Genomic DNA, 21,923 nt, shown 5'->3' with positions numbered 1-21,923 from the left:
GTATTACTCCTTTTCAAAGGTTATTTCATATACGTTAAATTCTGCACCGAAGTCAACTGCATCGGTAATAAGATTTAAGTATTTAATATTATTATCTTTAGACAAATAATTTAGATAACTATCGAGATAGAGAAGTTTTTTGTTTCCTAAGTTTAAGTTATGCAAGCGTTTATTAAGTATGATTGAACGTGTATTAACTTCATTGTAATTGTATGTAGACATATCAGAATAACTAGCACTGTCATTTGCATCTTCAGAACTATCAAGGAATTGTGTAGTATCAATAAATAAGTATGTTTTTTTCGTCTGATCAATTGACGACAATAAATTTGACTGATTAAAAAAAGATGAATTGGACATATATATAAAACTATCACATTTATATATTAATGGTGCGTATATTGTCATATGCCAACGACTTGGAGAAACAATTATTATATTTGAGTTTGTTGACAGATTTTCAATATAGTCGATATTTTTAGTTGTTGGAAAGAAATAAGAACATTGTTTTGTAGCAAGTATGATATCTATTGATAAACTTAAAACTATAACAATTGAAAATAAGGTCATGTATATTTTTGCGTTGTGAAATAGTTTATTAAATAGTGAAAAAGTAATGTAAACAAATAAAATGCTTATTATAGGATAAACAATAAAAAGATAACGTGTAGTGAAATTGGACATTAATGATATATCAACGCGATAACTGCAGATAACAACAATAAATACAAATGTAATTATAATTGATAGTAAAAACCAATTAAATTTTTTAAACAGAGAAACGATTGTTTTTTCTTTCAGAAAGGTTTTGAAACGTTTCTTCAGTTTTATGAAAAACGTTTCTTTTCTAAATAGAAAACTAAAAGAAAAGAATAAAATGATTAATACTAATAAAACTACAGGAAAATAGAGCATAATACCTTTACTGTATGGAGAGACGATGGAAAATCCAAATATATCTACAAAAACCATATATATACAGGTGAAAAAGTAGTATTTAAAAATAATCTGGTCATAATTTTCAATATCATCAGTTGTAAATGCCTTATAGGATGTGTCAGTATCATCTACAAGATCTGATGCGTCATTATTATTAGTAAAAGCTTGAGCAGTGGATGTAGTATATTTCCCTTCATCACGGAATTTAAATGTCTGAACTCCGAGCATATGATCAAGTGTAGCGGGGAAGATTGCAATAGAAAGTGCAACTCCAAGGATCATGAATCCTGCATATTTAGCCAAGACATGCCATTCCTTTTTAATCATCCAACATATACACATAATGGCAGTAAGCATAAATGCATATGGAAGGAAGAAATGATGTGTTAAGGCTCCCAGACACGTAAATATTGCTAACTTGATATAAGTTGAGATTTTTTTTCTGGAAGCGGTATCATAGTATAATTTGGCGTTATAATAAGCGAGAATAACGGCAAACATTGTAACCATAGTATACATACGGATAAATATCACCATAGACAAAGTTCCGACATTAAATGTGTTAAAAATAACACCTAATATTCCAACATATCTGGATTTGGACATGATTAATAAAAGCCTATAAAGAAATATAGACATAATAATATAGCACACAATATTAATAATAAAGCCTAATGCGGGAATGTATTGGTCAACAAAAAAAGATGATAAAAAGTGTAATGCAAAGAAGTAAAGAGGTGGGTGCATATCACAAGCCATATTATAATATACAGAACCAAATGAAAAACGTTCTCCTTTCTGAACAGTTAAATAATTTTTAAGCACTTCACCGGAAAGCCATTCATTACAGTTTTTATCATAATTATCATCATCAGATGAATATATATATGGTTCATAATAACTATTTGCAAGTCCAAAACTCCATTCTTCGTCAGAATGCGTTCCCTGTTTTTCTACAAAAAAACCATAACTAAATCTACAAATTCCAGCAAGAATAACTAAACATAATATGATATATACTGTTTTGTTAGAGTTAAAAAACTTTTTCATGTAATCCTCCTATGATAAACGAATAACATAAATTTAACATATTTGAAAAGAGAATGCTATATGTGTGTATTCGTTTTATTTAATATTTGTATTAACATTTTTCTATATAAAATAAAAATAATGAGGGCTATTGATAAAACATATAGTATAAATGCAAACATAGGTTTAAATTTTAAATAAAATAGGAAGATGACTATAGAAAGGATGATAAATAAATAACGTTTCCAGGTATATTTAATAGAATTTTTCAGTTTGTAGCATAATACAGTTTCGGAAATTACATACCAAATTATAAATGTACATAAACTGGAAAATGCAATATAGGTTATATGGGATGAGGATAAACATATAAATAAATCAAGGCAGGAACATAAAAGGAGTGCAATAGAATTGATTGTTGTATATGCCCTGCTGCATTTTAATACTTTAAAGAAGTTGCAACTTACCAATAAAAGCAATGATCGGAAAATAATTGTACAATATAATATAGAAAGTATAGAGATACAATTTTTATATAAAGGCAGAAAATGTTCAATAAACATTTTCATAATATAAAAAGATGATAAAAGAAGAATAGTTACTATACACAGAATATTACTGGATATATTATAATATTTTAAATACTTTTTTGAGTCGATACGGGAAAGATACGGATAAATTAAATTTGATATTATAGAAACGATCATATATATGCCGGAAATTAGTGTAGCAGAAAAAGAGTACATTGCAAAATCTGTACTTGAATAAAAAATATTAACGAAGATACAATCAACGTTTAGTATTAGTAGTCCGATATGCTCGGATACCATAAATGCTATTCCTTTTTTTAAAAGAACAAATATATTTGCTTTTGAAGGTATTGTGTATTTGCCAAATACTAAGGTGCGATTTTGACATAACGAAAGAGTTGAACTAAAAATAATAATGGCTGTTGATATAATTAAAGTATAAATATATGTTGTTTTTGAGAAAACAGCCATTGATATTATCATTAAAAAAGTCAGACAATAGTGCGATATTAATAATACCGCATCTTTGGTAAAATTTTTTGTAAATTGATTTATACTAGAAAAATAGCATCTAATATTGATTATAGGAATATTGAATGCTATAAATACAAATGTAATATATTGTTTATATGATAAGTGACTTTTTGATATAAATAAAATGGCAGACAAAAATATATAGGATAAAATTGTAATTATAATGAGTAAACGATTGTAATATCGGAAATGTTCCTCAGGTAAGGCATCAAAATTCAGACTACCATATTTGATGTAAATTCCATGAATTAATCCAAAAGATAACAGTCCAGAATAAGATGAATACAGTAAAAATGTACGATAAAGGGAATAATCATCTATATTCATTATTTTTGGAAGAAAAAGGCAGGTTAATACATTAACTAAAATTGTAGAAATGTTTGTAAGAACAACTGCAATAACATTTTTTTTATCTGAAGCTTTAATCATAATTATTTCCTTGATTATATGTATTGTTACAATTTATTTTAGCAGAAAAGACAAGAATAGCAATATAATTCTTGCTACCATCATACAATTGTGCTAAAATCAAACAGGATTGAGATAATGAGAAAATGGAGGCACACACATGAAGAAATTAATTTTAGTTACATCACCACCAGCCTGTGGAAAGACGTTTATTTCCAAACAGGTGGCAAAGGCACTGCCTAATTGTGTATATCTTGATAAGGACACATTAATTGTTCTTTCAAAGCAGATCTTTGTAGTAGCTGGTGAGGAATATAACCGTTCATCCGATTTCTTCCAGAAGAATATCCGCGACTACGAATATTATTGTGTACTGGATCTTGCATTTGAAGCACTGGAATACAATGATACAGTTCTTATAAATGCACCATTCACGGATGAGATCAGAGATGATGAATATCTTGACAATCTCCGCGCAAAGCTTGCAGAAAAAGGTGCAGAGCTCTTTGTAATCTGGGTAAATACCAGAAAAGATGTCTGTCACGAAAGAATGATTAAGCGTGCATCAGACAGAGATACATGGAAGTTGGAGCACTGGGATGAGTATATCAACAGCCAGAACTTCAATCCACCGACAAATATCAAAGAACTCTTTATATTTGAGAATTCTTCCGATGAAGAGTTTAAAGCGTCTATAGAAAAGGTTGTTAAGGCAATCAGAGGTTGATAGGGATTTTGAGTATTGCAACAGGAATCAGCGATGTTTTCTGTTGCAATATTTATATAGAAGAACAGAAATCAGGAGGAACAGGACATGGCGGTTATCAGAAGCTTTAAAGCATTCAGACCAAGACCGGATATCTGCGACAGAGTGGCAGCATTGCCATATGATGTATATAACAGAAAAGAAGCCTGCGAGGAAGTGCGTCGGGAGCCGATGTCATTCTTAAAGGTAGATCGCGCAGAGACATCATTTGATGACAGTGTAGATACCTATGCACCGGAAGTATATAAGAAGGCTGGGGATCTTCTGCATGAGATGATGGAGGATGGCACTTATATCGAAGAAGAAAAGCCGGTTTACTACATATATGAATTGATTATGGACGGACGTCATCAGACAGGTTTAGTTGCCTGTGCATCGATCGATGACTATATGAATAACGTGATCAAGAAACATGAGAACACCAGAGAAGACAAAGAACAGGATCGTATCCGCCATGTGGAAGCCTGCGGTGCGCAGACCGGACCAATCTTCCTTGCCTATCGTTCGATTGATATCGTAAATCAGATCATTGACCGGGTAAAGTTAGGAGAGAAGCTGTATGGCTTTACTTCCCCTGATGGTATTACACATAATGTATGGATCATTAATGATGCAAATGATATCCGGACAATTCAGGATGCGTTTGCCGGTATCAATGAGATCTACATAGCAGACGGACATCATCGTTCTGCTTCCGCTGTAAAAGCAGGACTGCATATGAGAGAGAAGCATCCGGATTATACCGGAGAGGAAGAATTCAATTATTTCCTGTCGGTTCTGTTCCCACATGATCAGTTGATGATCCTTCCGTATAATCGTGTTGTAAATGATCTGAACGGCATGACGGATGAAGAATTTTTAAAGAAGCTTGAAGATAAATTTGAAATAGAAGCCTGCAGCGAAGCTGTATCACCGGAGAAGAAGGGCAGCTTTGGTATGTATATGGATGGCAGCTGGTATAAATTAACGGTGAAGGACGGCGTGGTTCCGGAGGATGTCGTCGGTTGTCTGGATGTATCTGTGCTTCAGGAAAATGTTCTGGCACCGATGCTTGGAATCGGCGATCCGAGAACGGACAAACGGATTCAGTTTGTCGGTGGTATTCGCGGACTGTCCGAGCTGGAACGATTGGTAGACGGCGGAAAGAAGGTAGCATTTTCCATGTATCCGACATCGATCACGGAGTTATTCGATATCGCAGATGCAGGCAAACTGATGCCACCGAAGTCAACATGGTTTGAACCAAAGCTTCGAAGCGGAATCTTTATCCACAAGATAGTATAAACAGAGTACACAAGAGGAGAATGGGTTATGACAAAGAACACAGAGATTTTCGTTCTGAATCAGGATGAGGTTATGGCGATTACGGGGGCGAGACATGGTGATCCACATCATATACTGGGGATGCATGTCTGTTTGGCTGATGTATACGTAAATGCATTTCTGCCGGATGCGGCAGAGGTTTATGTAGTGGATGAAAAAAATCAGACAGAATATCCGATGCACGTGGAATACGCCGATGGATTTTTTACTGTAAAGCTTGAGAATAAAAAGCCGTTTGCATATCAGTTGAAGATTGTTCGGAAGGTATGGGATGCAGACGGAGAAGAAGCAGATGAAGCGATCATGATAAAGGATGCGTATAGCTTTTCTTATTCTGCGGATCTTGAAAAAGTAATGCAGGTGGTAAACGGAGAGGATGACATTGAATCAGGCTTCCGTATCAAAGAGTTATTTGGTGCAAGAAAGATGAACTTTGATGGCACAGAGGGCGTGGCGTTCTGTATTCAGGTTCCGGGCTGTGTCAGAGCCAGTGTGGTTGGTGATTTCAATAACTGGGACGGCAGAGTGAATCCGATGCGGAAGATTGACTATACGGATTTATTTGAGCTCTTTATTCCTTATGATATTGACCGGACCAGATACAAATTTGAAGTATTATATGAAAATGGTGCAACAGACATTTTCTCAGATCCATATGCAACGGCATTTGAACCGGTTCCGGGTAATGCGTCCTTATTTACAGAGCTAACCTATGACTGGACGGATGCAGCATATATGGCTGACCGAAAGAAGAAGGATATCAGCATGGAACCTGTGAATATTTATGAGGTTCATATGCAGACATTTAAGACCGGTAAAGATGGAGAACAGCTTTCTTACCGGACATTTGCAAAAGAGATTGCGGCCTATGCAAAGAGTATGAAATATAATTATATAGAGCTTATGCCGATCATGGAATATGCGGAGGATGATACATGGGGATATGATACGACGGGTATCTATGCGCCGACATCCAGATTTGGAACACCTGTGGATTTTATGGAAATGGTTGATTATCTTCATGCAAAAGGCATCGGTGTGATCCTTGATATGGTACCGGTCATGGATATTGATTGCATGACTTACTGGTTGGAGATGTATCATCTGGATGGTATCCGTCTGGATAATAAAGAGTTGATCCGCTCCTTCCGTAAGGTGACAGGAGACAGATATGCAGATGTTATGGTAGATCTTACATGGAATACCACAGGGGTTGCAAAGCTTACGGAGTATATGAAGACTGCACCGGATCGCAGGGAGAATTTTGTAGACTATGTATCCGCTGTGACCGGATTTATTTCAGAAGATGAAGAAGTGAACGCATTATCACATGATCAGGTGGCATATGGTCAGGGCAGCTTCATAGAGAAGATGCCGGGCGGCTATGAAGACAAATATGCGGATCTTCGTACATTTTATGGCTTGAATATGTTCCTCCCGGGTAAAAAACTGATGTTTATGGGACAGGAGCTTGGAATGTTTGGCGGCTTTGATGGCTATCATGTTATTGATTGGAGTGTTCTGGAGTTTGAAGCAAATAAATATCTTCAGAAGTATGTAAAGGATCTGAATGCCTTATATCTTACAGAGCCGGCATTTTATGAAGCGGACAAGCTTCCATTTGTATTTGCAGGAGAGCAGGAGCCACATACCGTATGCTTCACAAGAACAGACAGTAAGGGTTCTGTCTGTTATGTAGTTGCGAACTTTGGAACTTCAGATCAGAAGAACTATGTATTACAGACCGGAGCTCCGGGAACTTATAAAGAGATCTTCTCCAGTGATGCTGCAAAGTATGGTGGAGAGGGGAATAACAACAAACAGCAGAAGGTGACGAAGGACGGAAATATCGAGATTGTTCTCCCGGCACTTTCAATCACAGTATTGAAGAAGGTGAAATAATTAAGTGATAGGTATAGCATTGACGGAGAAGCTGGCAGATACTACAGAGTCAACATCAGAAACGGCATCGGAGATCGTACAGGATGCAGAACAAAAAGCTGGATTGCTCAGACAGTATATGACAGATCTGCTGGATTGGTGCATGTCAAAGGTTGGAAGCCTGGTAGTGGCGGTTATCTTTATGGTGATCGGATTTCGGGTTGTGAAATGGATCATCAAGCTGATAAAGAGAACCTTTGACCGTTCCAATATGGATGTCAGTGTCGCAGGATTTTTACTGTCTGCCATCCGTATTCTGATGAATTTTATAATATTGATAACAGCGGCATCCATTGTCGGTTTTCAGGTTACTTCATTTGTCACATTGCTTGGAACGGCGGGTGTGACGATCGGTCTTGCGTTGCAGGGCAGCCTGTCCAATCTTGCCGGTGGTGTGCTGATCCTGATATTGAAACCATTTCATGTAGGCGACTATATCATCGAGAATAATACCAAATGTGAAGGTGAGGTTGTATCGATCGATATATTCTATACAAAGCTTAAGACGATCGATAATCGTTCCGTAGTCATACCAAACGGAAATATATCGAATACATCACTTGTGAATGTTACTTTACATGATAAGAGACGGGCAGAGATCAAGATAGGTGTCGGTTACGAAGAAGATCTGGACAAGGTAAAGCGTGTGGTACTGGATGCGGTAAAGACAGTTCCGGGATATCTGGCGGACGAAGCTGTGGATTTCTTCATTGATGAATTTGCCGACAGCAGCATTATGATATGTGTTCGGTTCTATGCGAAGATCGACCTGTACTGGGATTCCGTCTGGGCAGCCAGATGGAATATCAAGAAAGCATTTGATGAAAACGGCATCGTTATTCCATACAATAAACTGGATGTCAACCTCGATTCTTGCAAAAAAACAGATAATCGAGTATAATAATCGGTTGTGATATGAAAACTAGATAATTGTGTTATAGTTTTACTATATTCGAGTTCAATAGACATTACCAATCAGAGGACGCTTTCGCTCGTTTTCCCGCTGTGTAACTTCGAACTAACCTCGGATAAACCTCGGTAAGGTCTCAGTTAGGTCTGCAGCGGTACTAAGATGCCGCTTATATGCGCCATCTAAGGACCGGCGACCTCAAATGCCTCTGTATTGGTAAGTCATTAAACTCGAATAAGCTAAAAATATCACACAATTATCCGTAGATATAATAGATTAGGAGTGATTTAGAAATGACAAAGATTGATATTATTTCCGGTTTCTTAGGTGCCGGAAAAACAACTCTGATCAAGAAGCTGATCGAAGAAGGTTTTAAGGGCGAGAAGCTTGTGCTGATTGAGAATGAATTTGGCGAGATCGGTATTGATGGCGGATTCTTAAAGGATGCCGGTGTACAGATCACTGAGATGAATTCCGGTTGTATCTGCTGCTCCTTAGTTGGAGATTTTGGTACGGCTTTAAAGAAGGTTATTACAGAATATGCACCGGACAGAATCATTATCGAGCCATCCGGTGTTGGTAAGCTTTCAGATGTTATCAAGGCTGTAAAGGATGTTGCAGAAGAAGTTGAAGTACAGCTTGACAGCTATACAACAGTTGCAGATGTATCCAAATGCAAGATTTACATGAAGAACTTTGGTGAATTCTTCAATAATCAGATCGAGAGTGCAAATACGATCGTATTGAGCAGAACACAGACAGCTTCTCAGGATAAGATCGAGAAGGCAGTTGCCATGATTCGCGAGCACAATGCAGAAGCTACGATCATCACAACTCCATGGGATGATATTGATGGTTCTAAGATCAAAGAAGCTATGCAGAATCATAAATCCGTTAAGGACGCTTTATTTGAGGATGAAGATGAGCATGAGCATCACCATCATCACGACCATGATGACGAATGTGGTTGTGGCTGTCATGACCATGATCATGAACATCATCATCACGACCATGACGATGAATGTGGCTGTGGCGATCATGATCATGAACATCATCATCACGACCATGACGACGAATGTAGTTGTGGCTGTCATGATCACGATCATCACCATCACCACCATGCAGATGAGGTATTTACAAGCTGGGGTAAGGAAACTCCACATAAGTTTAATGAAGATAAGTTAAAAGAGACTCTGGATGAGCTTGCTAACACAGAGGAATATGGTATTATCCTTCGTGCAAAGGGTATCGTTCCAAGTGATGGTACAGACTGGTTATACTTTGATCTTGTACCGGGTGAGTATGAGATCCGTAAGGGAAATCCGGATATCACAGGTAAGTTATGTGTGATCGGAAGCAAACTGGCAGAAGACAAGCTTGCAGAGCTGTTTGAGGTATAGGAGAAAATGATGGCAAGACAACAGGAAACAGAGATTCCGGTTTATGTATTTATGGGCTTCCTTGATAGTGGTAAAACTACATTTGTGAAGGAGACATTATTAGACCGGGAATTCACCGGAGGCGCAAAGACCCTGCTTCTTGTATGCGAAGACGGTGAAGAAGAATATGACGAGAAAGATCTGAAAAAGAAAAATATTTTTCTGGAATTCATAGAAGAAGATCAGTTGAACACAGAGCACCTGTTAGATCTGCAGGACAAATATCAGCCGGAGCAGGTTATGATCGAATACAATGGTATGTGGAAGCTGGATAAGATCTTTGATATCCGTGTGCCGAAGGGATGGACCGTTGTCCAGGTATTATCCTTTGTAAATGCTGAGACATATGATGTATATCAGCAGAATATGAAAGCAACTATGATGGATCAGGTTAACAGTGCGGATATGGTAGTATTTAACCGTTGTGATGAGAATTCCAAGCGTGCAGAATGGCGCAGAGGGATCAAGGCAGTCAACAGACGGGCACAGATCATCTTTGAGATGAAGGATGGTTCGATCGCACCGGATGTGAATGACGAAGAAGATCTGCCATATGATGTAAAGGCTGACGTGATCGAGCTGAACGATGAGGATTTCGGTATCTGGTATGTGGATGCCTCCGATCAGCCGGATCGTTATGTCGGTAAGAAGATCCACTTCCGTGGCATGGTATTCAAGCCGAAACAGTATGGTAAGAATGCATTTGTACCGGGACGTTTTGCGATGACCTGCTGTGTAGAGGATATTACATTTGTAGGCTTCAAATGCTATTACGATGGCTCTAAGAATCTGGTTGACAGACAGTGGGTAGATGTAACAGCAACGATCAAGAAAGAATACTATCCTGATTTTGAGGGAGATGGTCCGGTTCTCTATGCAGAGAAGGTTGTGCTGACCGGTCCGCCGGAAGAAGAGGTTGTATACTTCAGTTAAAGGAATAAAGTAAAAAGAATAAAATGCATTTGACTTTTTGAGTAGATACAAGTAGTATAAATGCAGGCGTATAAAAAGCTGCCGTCAGGCAGCTTTTTATATTCAGGTCTGACTTGCTCCCGTGGAGAGACGGCAGGGATGTCGAAAGGAGCAGATGCAGATGTACAGTAAAGTAACAAGTGGTGGAGTCCTTGGCGTAGAAGGACTTCTGATCCAGGTAGAAACAGACATTAATGATGGTTTACCAATGTTTAATATGGTAGGCTTTTTGTCTGCGTGCGTAAAAGAGGCCGGAGAACGAGTGAGAACAGCCCTTAAGAATTCCGGCTTTCAGATACCTCCTAAAAGGATTACGATCAATCTATCACCGGCAGATATCCGTAAGGAAGGAACTGCCTATGATCTTCCCATTGCCATAGGAATTATGGTATCTATGGGGATTATTCCGTCTGAAAGAACAGAAAATATTTTAATCTTAGGCGAACTGGGGCTTGACGGCAGAGTAAATGCTGTGTCAGGAATACTCCCGGTTGTTCATCATGCAGTAAAACAAGGTATCACACGCTGTCTGGTTCCTGCCGATAATGCTGAAGAAGCAGCATTGATCCGCAATATGGAGGTTATACCGATTCATACTCTATGTGAAGCGGAAGCATATCTGAATGACAGGATTGCGATCGAACCGGCGTATGTGGATGTTGAAGCCCTGCTTGATCAGGAAGAAAATGATGAGACAGGAGATTTTGCGGATATTAAAGGGCAGGAGATATTAAAACGAGGAATGGAGATTGCGGCTGCCGGTATGCATAATATACTGATGACAGGCCCTGCCGGTTCAGGGAAATCCATGATCGCCAAATGTCTGCCGACCATTCTTCCCGGACTTTCGTTTGAGGAAAGTATCGAGATAACAAAGATTTACAGTGTGGCAGGTCTTTTGAAAAAGAATCAGTCAATCATTACCGGACGCCCATTCCGTTCTCCGCATCATACTGTATCGGCCATTGCTCTTGCCGGGGGTGGAACGATCCCAAAACCGGGTGAGATCAGTCTCAGTCATAATGGGGTGTTGTTCTTGGATGAATTGCCGGAATTTAACCGGAATGCTCTCGAGGTTATGCGACAGCCGTTAGAGGATCGGGAGGTTACGATTGCAAGGATTCATGGCAAATATGTATATCCTGCGAGCTTTATGCTGGTAGCAGCCAGAAATCCATGTCCCTGTGGTATGTATCCGGATCTGAATAAATGCACCTGTTCGTACAGACAGATCCGGCAATATAATGCAAAGATCAGCAGACCGTTATTAGATCGAATCGATATCAATGTAAACGTACAAAAAGTTGCTTACGAAGACCTTCTCGGAACGAAAAAAGCAGAGACATCAGCCCAAATTCGAAAGCGTGTGCTGGCTGCACAGAAGATACAAAGGGAACGTTATAGATCAGAGAGCTTTCATTTTAATTCACAGTTAGACGGCAGACGCACACAGAAGTATATCAAGTTGGGATCGGCGGAAGAGGCGATGATCCGTGATGTATTTGAGGAGACAGATCTGTCGGCGAGAGGATATAACAGAGTGCTTAAGATAGCGAGAACTATCGCGGATCTTGATGGAAGTCCCGAGATCAGGGAGATACATCTGAAAGAGGCCTTGTTTTTCCGATATCAGAATCTTCTTGAGGATGGGGAGACGGGAAGAAACAGATCTTACGGAAAGGGGGCTTTCGGATATGGATCTTGACTTACTCCATTTATGGCTTGGGATGTTCCCTGATATAACGAATATGACCATGGGAAAGATTCTTGCGTATTTTGGCGGGATGCAGGAGCTGTGGGAAGCACCTGACCGGGAGGTTCAGGGAGCTTTGACAGAGATACAGGGAAGCAAGATTTTGGAACTTCGGGATGAGAAGAAGATAATAGCATATAAAAACAGACTAAAAGAGAGAAATATTACATATATATATCCCGGACACCCTTATTTTCCGGAAGAATTACTTAACATTCCGGATTGTCCCAGGCTGTTATATGCCAGAGGCAGGGTGGAAGAGCTTGCATTAAATCGTCCGGGGATTGCTGTTGTAGGAGCCAGAAAGGCTTCCGCATATGGAAAGGAGATCGCGAGGTCATTTGTTTCTAAGCTTGCGTTATATCAGACCAATATCATCAGCGGGTTGGCTGCCGGTATTGATGGAACGGCACAGCGGGCGGCGGTAGAAATAGAAAATGGATTTACCATTGCGGTACTTGGATGCGGGATCAATATCTGTTATCCGAGAGAGAATTATGATTTGTATGAATGCATTGAAAGAAGCGGTGTGATCTTGTCGGAATATGGGCTGGATGTGGAACCGGCAAAATGGCGGTTCCCACTTAGAAACAGGATCATCAGTGGCTTGGCAAAAGGGGTTCTGGTTGTGGAAGCGCAGAAGAAAAGCGGTTCACTGATAACGGCAGATCAGGCACTTGAACAGGGACGGGAAGTATATGCGGTTCCCGGACGGATCGGAGACAGGAACAGTGAAGGCTGTAATCAACTGATTCGGCAGGGGGCAATGCTTGTAACAGATGCAGCGGATATAATAGACGAACTGGGGCTCTGTAAAAAAGAAGAAATTACACAAAAGAAAGATATGGTATGCAGAGAACAGCTTGATTTACCGGAGCAGGAGATCCTTGCCTGTTTGGGTAGGAATGTTGTATATATAGAAGACATCTGTTCGCGGGTTGATCAGCCTCCGGCACTTGTTCTGAGCACTCTGTTTGACATGGAGAAAAAGGGATATATCAGGCAGCCGATGCGTTATTATTTTACTGCTGTTTTTTCATAGAACAGGAAGCTTGATGCATTTTGATAAAGAAGGTAATAAAATATTCACTTGCATGGCAGGAAAAAATGGTGTATAGTTTGTGTCGTTTAAACGAACAGGAAAGGAAAGAGTACATGGCTAAATATCTTGTTATTGTAGAGTCTCCGGCGAAAGCCAAGACGATTAAAAAGTTTTTGGGCAGTAATTATGAAGTGATTGCGTCGAATGGTCATGTGCGTGATCTGCCTAAAAGCCAGATGGGCATTGATGTTGATAATGATTTTGAACCGAAATATATAACGATCAGAGGAAAAGGAGATATACTTGCACAGCTTCGAAAAGAAGTAAAGAAAGCTGACAAAGTGTACCTCGCAACTGACCCCGACCGTGAGGGAGAAGCAATCTCCTATCATTTATCAAAAGCACTGAAACTGGATGATAAGAAGTACAAGCGAATTACCTTCAATGAAATTACGAAAAATGCAGTAAAGAATTCAATTAAGCAGGCACGCGATATCGATATGGCACTTGTGGATGCACAGCAAGCGAGACGTGTATTGGACAGACTGGTTGGTTATAAGATCAGTCCGCTTCTCTGGGCAAAGATTAAGAGAGGTTTAAGTGCCGGACGTGTACAGTCTGTAGCATTAAAGCTGATCTGTGACAGAGAAAAAGAGATCAATGAATTTATTCCAAAGGAATACTGGACACTTTCTGCTATGCTGGCACCGGAAAAGGCCAAGAAAAGCATTGAATTCAAATACATGGGAAATGGGAGCGATAAGGAAGAAATATCTTCCAGAGCGGAACTGGATCATATCATAGAAACGATCGGAAAGCAGTCTTTTAAGATCGCATCGATCAAGGACAGTGAGCGTCATAAGAAAGCGCCACTTCCATTTACAACCAGTACGTTGCAGCAGGAAGCTTCCTCCAAGTTGAATTTTGCGACATCCAAAACGATGCGTATCGCACAACAGTTATATGAAGGTGTGGAGATCAAGGGCAGAGGTTCCATCGGTCTGATCTCTTATCTGAGAACGGATTCTACCAGAATATCAGATGAAGCGGCAGCAGCAGCCAAAGATTATATCATAAAGAATTTTGGAGAAGATTATACAGCGGGAATACCTCGGGCAGACAAACCGGGTAAGAAGATCCAGGACGCGCATGAAGCAATCCGTCCGACGGATATCACACTGTCACCGGCAGCTATCAAGGATCAGTTAAGCAGAGAACAGTTCCGTCTGTATCAGCTGATCTATAACCGCTTCCTTGCAAGCCAGATGGCAGAGGCAGTATACAGCATTAAGACCGTAAAGGCAGAAGTAGCAGGCTATCGGTTCCAGACCTCAGTATCAAAGATTGCATTTGCAGGATTTACAACGGTTTATAATGTGGACAATGAGAAGAGTGAGCATATTGCCGGCATTAAGGATCTGAATGAAGGAGATCTGTTAAAATTAGAAGATTTTGACGAGAAGCAGCATTTTACACAGCCGCCGGCAAGATATACAGAAGCACTTTTGGTAAGAACCTTAGAGGAACTTGGCATTGGAAGACCAAGTACTTATGCACCGACGATCTCAACGATATTGAATCGTCGTTATATCACAAAAGAGAATAAGAAATTATACGTAACAGAACTGGGAGAAGCCGTTAATCAGATTATGGAACAGGCATTTCCGGTTATTATCGACGTGAATTTTACAGCGAATCTGGAGTCCCTTCTCGATAAGATCGGTGAGGGTGCTATCGAATGGAAAGTTGTAGTAAGAAACTTCTATCCAGATCTCGATGCGGCGGTTAAGAAAGCCGAGAGTGAGTTGCAGTCCATTAAGATTGAGGATGAAGTAACGGATGAGGTATGTGACGAGTGCGGACGCAATATGGTCGTTAAGTATGGTCCACACGGTAAATTCCTTGCATGTCCGGGCTTTCCTGACTGTAAATTTACGAAGCCGTTCTTTGAAAAGACAGGAGTTCCTTGTCCGAAATGTGGTGGTGACATAGTAATAAAGAAGACCAGAAAGGGCAGAAGATACTATGGATGTATCAATGCTCCTGAATGTGATTTTATGTCATGGGCGAAACCATCAAGGGAAAAATGTCCGGTATGTGGCAGTTATATGGTTGAAAAGGGTAATAAGTTACTTTGTTCAGCAGAAAACTGTGGATATTCCAGAGATAATACCGAAAAGGAAAAATAGGCATAAGTGATCGGATGAAGTTGTTCGGCCTGCCATATAAAAAAAGTTGTTTTTAAATATTAAATCTCTCGTTTGACAGGAAAGGCTATTGTTATCTCATGACCATTGTGATAGAATGTCAAATAGTGTAGATTTTTTATGCAAAAACAACTTTTTTGTATTTTACATACGGAGGAACAGAAATGAGTGTTCAATTATTAGATAAAACACGAAAAATTAACAAATTATTGCACAATAACAACTCGCATAAGGTTGTTTTTAATGATATTTGTGATGTTTTAAGTGATATTTTAAAATCAAATGTACTGGTTATCAGTAAAAAAGGTAAGGTTCTGGGAATTAAGAACCGTGAAGATATACCTGAGATCCATGAACTGATCGAGGATAAGGTCGGTCTGCTGATCGACAGTATGCTGAATGAGAGACTTCTCCTTGTATTGTCAACAAAGGAAAATGTAAATCTGACTACGCTCGGATTTGACAGTGATAACATAGAGAAATATCAGGGACTTCTACTTCCAATCGATATAGCAGGAGAACGGCTTGGAACGTTATTTCTGTATAAGCTGGATGCACAGTATGATATTGATGATATTATTCTCGGGGAATACGGAACAACGGTTGTAGGACTTGAGATGATGCGGGCTTTAAATGAAGAAAATGCAGAAGAAGATCGTAAGATCGCAATCGTGCGTTCGGCAATCAGTACTTTATCATTTTCAGAATTACAGGCGATCAAGCACATTTTTTCGGAACTGGATGGAAAAGAAGGAATTCTTGTTGCAAGTAAGGTCGCAGACCGGGTCGGAATTACCCGTTCCGTAATCGTAAATGCACTTCGAAAGTTTGAGAGTGCGGGTGTTATTGAAGCAAGATCCTCGGGCATGAAGGGAACTTACATTAAGGTTCTGAATGATGTTGTATTTGACGAATTAAAAGCCGTATAAAATTTTGCAAAGGAGAGTAAAGAAATGATATTACCAATCATAACATTATTAGTTGGCGTAGCAGTTGTAGGTGTAAGCTTTTTTATTCTGGATAGTCATGATTTTAAAGAGGAAGATGAGATATATAATGAAAGCTCAGAAGAGTTAAAACGAAAGATTACGGAATTATGTGATTCCCTTCTTGAGCAGAGCAAGACATCATTAGACGAATACAGCGAAGATGTCCGCAAGAAGACAGAAAAGGAACTGAAGGAACAGCTTGAAAAATGGGCATCCAAGTTGTCTGAAAAGGCAAAGAAAGAAATGATCGATTATATCAATCAGAGCCTTGCGGAAGCCTATGAAGAATACAATCCTGATGCAGAAGAGAAGCCTGAAACGGTCACTTATGAAGAACTCCTTGAAATGGAAGTAAAAGAAACCGAAGAAGAGATTGCAAGAGAAAAAGAGAAACAGATAGAGAAAACGATTTCTGAAGAAAAAACGGAGACAGAACATCCTGAGAAAAATGAGAAGCCGGAAGATATCGAAGAAGAGCCGGATGAGAATTCTCTCGGAGCATTAGAGGCAAGCGAGACGGAGACAGTTATTTCCGGAGATACGGTTGCAAATGGTGATATAACCGAGACTGTACCGGAACAGGATGTTGAAGAGAACGCGGCAGAAGATGATGCGGAGGAACCAAAGGAAGAAGTAGAGGAAGCTGTTGCAGAAGAAGCTGTTGCTGAGGAAGCCGAGGAAGAAGCGGCAGAGGAGAAATCCAATGTTGTTGCTTTTAAGAAAGCAGAAGAATCTGCTGTTGAGTCAGAGACAACCGAGACCGCAGAAGAAACGACAGTCGCAGAAGCAACCGGAACCGAGCCTGTACAGAAGCCAGAACAGCCTGCAGGAGGCAACCGCTCAAGAAAGAAGAACCGCAAGAAGAGCAGAACAAACAGAAATCAGAATCGTGTACAGGAGGCAAAGAAAGAAGCTCCTGCGCCGGAAGAGATCTGGGATGATGAGAAGAATATCGATGAAGAGGTGGCAGAGCTTTACAAGCAGGGATTTGGTATCATGGAGATCGCAAATCAGCTTGGAATCGGTGTTGGTGAAACCAAGGTGATCATTAAAAATATTGAGAATCAGAAGCAGTAAATGAAATTGTTTTATACGATAGGAGAAACGGCAGTATGAAGAAAAAATATTTTTTCAGAGGATTAGGCTTTGGACTTATCATCGGTGCGCTTGTCATGATGGTTGGTATCAAGTCCGGAAGCTTTGCAGATACAAAGAAGAATGATCCGTCAAAAGGAGATGCGGTAGAAGTTGCTTCATCGGAAGAGGCTACTGAATCAGCGAAAACGACAGAGACAGCAACGGAAACGACAAAAGAGGATGCAGCTAAGGCAACGACGGAAGTGACGACAGAAGCTACAACAGAGGCGACAAAGGAAACCACAACGGAAAATACAACCAAGGCAACCACGGAAGCCACAACCGAAAGTACAACCAAGGCAACGACAGAAGCTACAACAGAGGCGACGACAGAAGCAACTACGGAGGCTACGACAGAGACAACTACAGAAGAAAAGAAAAAGGGTGGTTCGATCACGATCAGGCCGGGTATGTATGCAGAGGCAATCTCTCAGGCATTATATGATATCGGAATGGTAGACAGTGTACAGGATTTCTATGATTATCTTGTAAGCTCCGGTAATTCCATGAAACTGATGTGTGGAACTTTCACATTCAAGGGTGATGAAACCTACGATGAGATGATCACTATTATGAGAGATGGACGATAGTTATAGCATGAATTAAAACAAAATATGAGATAATGAGCATTGCGCTGGAATGTGCTCGCACATACCAGCATAATGCGAAAAAGACATGGAACTGTTAAGTGACATGAGATTATAAAAAGAAAGTGCTTGCATGCACTTTCTTTTTGTGTTATTATCGTTTTTGTGTGTGGGCTTGTATATAGCAGGCTCATAAAAATAATATACATGCTGGTTGATTCCTGAAGTGGTGCCTATAGCTCGGGTGACTCGGTGAAAGAGAGATCAGCAGAAGAATATAACCATGGAGGTAGAAAAAATGAGCGTTATTTCAATGAAACAGTTATTAGAAGCAGGTGTACATTTCGGACACCAGACAAGAAGATGGAACCCTAAGATGAAGCCATACATCTACACAGAGCGTAATGGTATCTACATCATCGACCTTCAGAAGTCAGTAGGAATGGTTGACGATGCTTACAATGCAATCGGTGACTGCGTAGCAAATGGTGGAAAGATTCTTTTCGTTGGTACAAAGAAGCAGGCTCAGGACTCAATCAAGAGTGAAGCAGAGCGTTGCGGTATGTACTATGTAAACGAGAGATGGTTAGGCGGTATGCTTACAAACTTCAGCACAATCCAGACAAGAATCGCTACTCTTAAGAAGTACGAAGCTATGGAAGCTGACGGAACATTTGATGTTCTTCCTAAGAAGGAAGTAATCCAGATCAAGAAGGAGATGGAGAAGCTTCAGAAGAACCTTGGCGGTATCAAGGAAATGAAGGAAATTCCTGACATGATCTTCGTTGTAGATCCTAAGAAGGAAAGAATCTGTATCCAGGAAGCTCATTCACTTGGAATCAAGCTTGTAGGTATTGCTGATACGAACTGTGATCCGGAAGAATTAGATTATGTTATTCCTGGTAACGATGATGCTATCAGAGCTGTAAAGCTTATCGTTTCAAAGATGGCAGATGCAGTTATCGAAGCTCAGCAGGGTGCTGATGCAACAGATGCTGAAGAAGTTGCAGATGAGGAAGCAGCAGTAGAAGAGTAATATTTTAGAATATAAATACTAGAATTTTGGAGGTTATTACGATGGCTATTACAGCAAGCATGGTAAAAGAGTTAAGAGAACTCACAGGTGCTGGTATGATGGATTGTAAGAAAGCACTTACAGAGACAAACGGTGATATGGATGCCGCTGTGGAAGTACTCAAAAAGAGTGGTGCAGCTAAGGCTGAGAAGAAAGCAGCAAGAATTGCAGCAGAAGGTATCGCTAAGGTTGCAATTGATGGTAATACAGCAGTAGTTGTTGAAGTTAACTCAGAGACAGACTTCGTTGCAAAGAATGCAATTTTCCAGGAGTTTGTACAGGCAGTTGCAGATAAGGCACTTACAGTAGATACAGAAAAGGCCGGAGATGGCGAAGACGTTGTTTCAATCCTTGATATGAAGGCTGATCTTGATGATAAGATCCTCAAGATCGGTGAGAAGATCTCCATCAGAAGATTTGAGAAGGTTACAGCAGATGTTGTTGCTTCTTATATCCATGGTGGCGGAAGAATCGGTGTTCTTGTAGCCGGTAACGGTGCTTCAGATGATGCAGCTAAGGAAGCACTTACAAACATCGCAATGCAGATCGCAGCTATGAACCCACAGTATATCTCAAGAGACGAGATCTCAGCAGATGAGCTTGCTAAGATGAAAGAGATCACAATTGACAGTGCATTAAATGATCCATTCTCACTTCCAAAGCCGGTTCTTTCCAAGTTGATCGAGAAGGCTGTAGCCGGTGTATGGAGCGCAGAAGATGTAGCTATCTACGAAGAGAAGAAGTCAAACATGAACTTCTTACCTAACTTCCTTTCAAAGGAAGCTAAGGCTCAGTTAGCAGAGATCGCTTGTGCTGATAAGGAAGAGATCTCAGGCAACAAGATCTTCTCAGGACTTGTTGAAGGACGTATCTCTAAGCAGATGAAGGAAATCTGTCTTCTTGATCAGGGATATGTTAAGGCTGAAGATGGCAAGCAGACAGTTGCAGCATACCTGAAGTCTGTAAATCCTGCTCTTAAGATTGCTAAGTTCGTTCGCTTTGAAGTTGGTGAAGGTATGGAGAAGAAGAACGAAGACTTCGCAGCAGAAGTTGCTAAGCAGATGAATGTATAATTTTATTTGTTGAATTATAATAAAGAATTTCAAGCCCTTGAAAACATTATGTTTTCAAGGGCTGTTTTACAAATACGCAAAAAAGAAGCGGAGAAGATAACGATTATGAATGATACAGGGAATAAGCAGAAAATATTAAGATTACTGGAAATTGTAGCCGGTGCATTTGGTCTGTTTGTTGCTTTGGGCTGGTCTTTCTTTGATATGCTTGTTCGTTGCAAAGGAAAAAAACGACAGAAGAAAAAGAAATGGTTTCAACTGTCTCATATAAAGAAAAATCATCCAAGAGACAAATACGAAAAGGAATATGAAGAAGGAAAACTGTGGTGTGCTGAGCAGCAGATGAAGGATTGCTTTATCAGAAGCAGAGATGGACTGTATCTGCATGCTTATTATCTTCCGACAAAAGAAGCGAAACGTTTTGTTGTGTTAAGTCATGGATATAAAGGTAGTGGCTTTGGCGATTTTGCATATACAGCACGTTTCCTTCATGAGAATGCGTGTAATTTATTGTTTATTGATCAGAGATGCTGCGGTTTGAGCGAGGGTGAATATATTACATTTGGTGCAAAAGAGCAATGGGATGTACAGCAATGGAGTTATTATATTGCTGCAAGAAACAGAGAGAAGCTCCCAATCTATCTTTATGGAGAATCCATGGGGGCTGCGGCGGTGCTTATGGCTTCAGGACATAAACTGCCGGAAGAAGTGAAAGGCTTGATTGCAGATTGTGGATTTTGCTCGATGAAGCGTCAGCTTCAGGATATCGCAGCTAACTGGTTCCATTTGGGCTGGGTAGAGCTGCTTTTGTTCCGTGTAGATCTGTTTTGCAGGATGTTTGGCCGATTTCGTATGAGTGATGCTGACACGATAGAAGCAATGAAGAAAAATAAACGTCCGGTTTTGTTTTTTCATGGGGAAGCAGATACCTATGTAGTTCCGGAGAATTCTTTATATAATTATGCATTATGCGGTGCTCCCAAAGAACTGGTCATTATACCGGAAGCACGGCATCTTTGCGCGCCATATGCAGCTCCGGAGCTTTATCGACAAAAGCTGCTTGATTTTTTTGAAAAATATGATAATTAAAATAGAATCACCGGAAGTAACAGGATCCCTCTTAAGCAGATAAGGTAAATGCCGAATCTGTTTAAGGGGGATTTTTATATCAGGATAATTCTGATCTATAGATTACTTTTAAAGTTTCGGTCAATTTCATGTAAAGTGTTTGTTAAGTTGTACAAGGGGTGGAATTCAAAAATGAAATGT

At 39.8% G+C, this 21,923-nt stretch carries 16 protein-coding genes; 15 read left to right on the top strand and 1 reads right to left on the bottom strand.

Features of this window, described 5'->3' with window-relative positions; genetic code table 11:
* Positions 1–3: 3 nt before the first annotated feature.
* Positions 4–1,989, bottom strand: coding sequence for a hypothetical protein (locus tag DWW43_RS02975; RefSeq protein WP_119962689.1), 1,986 nt, complete (start codon positions 1,987–1,989; stop codon positions 4–6).
* 1,611 nt (positions 1,990–3,600) lie between these two features.
* Between DWW43_RS02975 and DWW43_RS02965 the strand changes: the two genes are divergently transcribed.
* The 15 genes from DWW43_RS02965 (at position 3,601) to DWW43_RS02890 (ending at position 21,743) form a co-directional block, all read left to right on the top strand.
* Positions 3,601–4,167, top strand: a complete 567-nt coding sequence (locus DWW43_RS02965; protein ID WP_008402902.1) for an AAA family ATPase — start codon at positions 3,601–3,603, stop codon at positions 4,165–4,167.
* A gap of 87 nt (positions 4,168–4,254) precedes the next feature.
* Positions 4,255–5,490 (top strand): DUF1015 family protein, encoded by a 1,236-nt coding sequence (locus DWW43_RS02960; RefSeq protein WP_119962687.1) that lies wholly within the window; start codon positions 4,255–4,257, stop codon positions 5,488–5,490.
* Between the two features lie 27 nt (positions 5,491–5,517).
* Positions 5,518–7,431 (top strand): alpha amylase C-terminal domain-containing protein, encoded by a 1,914-nt coding sequence (locus DWW43_RS02955; protein WP_119962686.1) that lies wholly within the window; start codon positions 5,518–5,520, stop codon positions 7,429–7,431.
* Positions 7,432–7,435: 4 nt separating this feature from the next.
* Positions 7,436–8,371, top strand: coding sequence for a mechanosensitive ion channel family protein (locus tag DWW43_RS02950; protein ID WP_119962685.1), 936 nt, complete (start codon positions 7,436–7,438; stop codon positions 8,369–8,371).
* Positions 8,372–8,673: 302 nt separating this feature from the next.
* Positions 8,674–9,780 carry a GTP-binding protein gene (locus DWW43_RS02945; protein WP_119962684.1) on the top strand — a complete coding sequence of 369 codons (1,107 nt, stop codon included), beginning with the start codon at positions 8,674–8,676 and terminating at the stop codon, positions 9,778–9,780.
* A gap of 9 nt (positions 9,781–9,789) precedes the next feature.
* A complete protein-coding gene (locus tag DWW43_RS02940; protein ID WP_243104384.1) occupies positions 9,790–10,752 on the top strand; it encodes a GTP-binding protein in 963 nt (320 codons plus the stop codon).
* 160 nt (positions 10,753–10,912) lie between these two features.
* The gene (locus DWW43_RS02935; protein WP_243104383.1) at positions 10,913–12,496 is read left to right on the top strand and encodes a YifB family Mg chelatase-like AAA ATPase; all 1,584 of its coding nucleotides are present in this window, start codon (positions 10,913–10,915) and stop codon (positions 12,494–12,496) included.
* Positions 12,486–13,586, top strand: coding sequence for a DNA-processing protein DprA (dprA, locus tag DWW43_RS02930; protein ID WP_165853006.1), 1,101 nt, complete (start codon positions 12,486–12,488; stop codon positions 13,584–13,586). Before DWW43_RS02935 ends, dprA begins: the two co-directional genes overlap by 11 nt.
* Positions 13,587–13,699: 113 nt before the next feature.
* Positions 13,700–15,775 carry a type I DNA topoisomerase gene (topA, locus tag DWW43_RS02925; RefSeq protein WP_119962681.1) on the top strand — a complete coding sequence of 692 codons (2,076 nt, stop codon included), beginning with the start codon at positions 13,700–13,702 and terminating at the stop codon, positions 15,773–15,775.
* Positions 15,776–15,957: 182 nt separating this feature from the next.
* Entirely contained in the window at positions 15,958–16,722 is a 765-nt protein-coding gene (gene codY / locus DWW43_RS02920) for a GTP-sensing pleiotropic transcriptional regulator CodY (protein WP_008402891.1), read from the top strand.
* Positions 16,723–16,746: 24 nt separating this feature from the next.
* Positions 16,747–17,859 (top strand): hypothetical protein, encoded by a 1,113-nt coding sequence (locus DWW43_RS02915; RefSeq protein ID WP_119962680.1) that lies wholly within the window; start codon positions 16,747–16,749, stop codon positions 17,857–17,859.
* 35 nt (positions 17,860–17,894) lie between these two features.
* A complete protein-coding gene (locus DWW43_RS12060) occupies positions 17,895–18,509 on the top strand; it encodes an endolytic transglycosylase MltG (RefSeq protein WP_165853005.1) in 615 nt (204 codons plus the stop codon).
* A gap of 295 nt (positions 18,510–18,804) precedes the next feature.
* Positions 18,805–19,542: a 30S ribosomal protein S2 gene (gene rpsB, locus DWW43_RS02900; protein ID WP_044946188.1), complete on the top strand. Its 738-nt coding sequence runs from the start codon at positions 18,805–18,807 to the stop codon at positions 19,540–19,542.
* Between the two features lie 41 nt (positions 19,543–19,583).
* The gene (gene tsf / locus DWW43_RS02895; protein WP_008402886.1) at positions 19,584–20,654 is read left to right on the top strand and encodes a translation elongation factor Ts; all 1,071 of its coding nucleotides are present in this window, start codon (positions 19,584–19,586) and stop codon (positions 20,652–20,654) included.
* 105 nt (positions 20,655–20,759) lie between these two features.
* Positions 20,760–21,743, top strand: a complete 984-nt coding sequence (locus DWW43_RS02890) for an alpha/beta hydrolase (protein ID WP_243104382.1) — start codon at positions 20,760–20,762, stop codon at positions 21,741–21,743.
* Positions 21,744–21,923: the final 180 nt, after the last annotated feature.

The sequence above is a fragment of the Clostridium sp. AF15-41 genome, assembly GCF_003604095.1.
Taxonomy (GTDB): Bacteria; Bacillota; Clostridia; order Lachnospirales; family Lachnospiraceae; genus Coprococcus.
The sequence above is the reverse complement of the archived record's forward strand: the minus strand, read 5'-3'. Positions and strand labels throughout refer to the sequence as shown.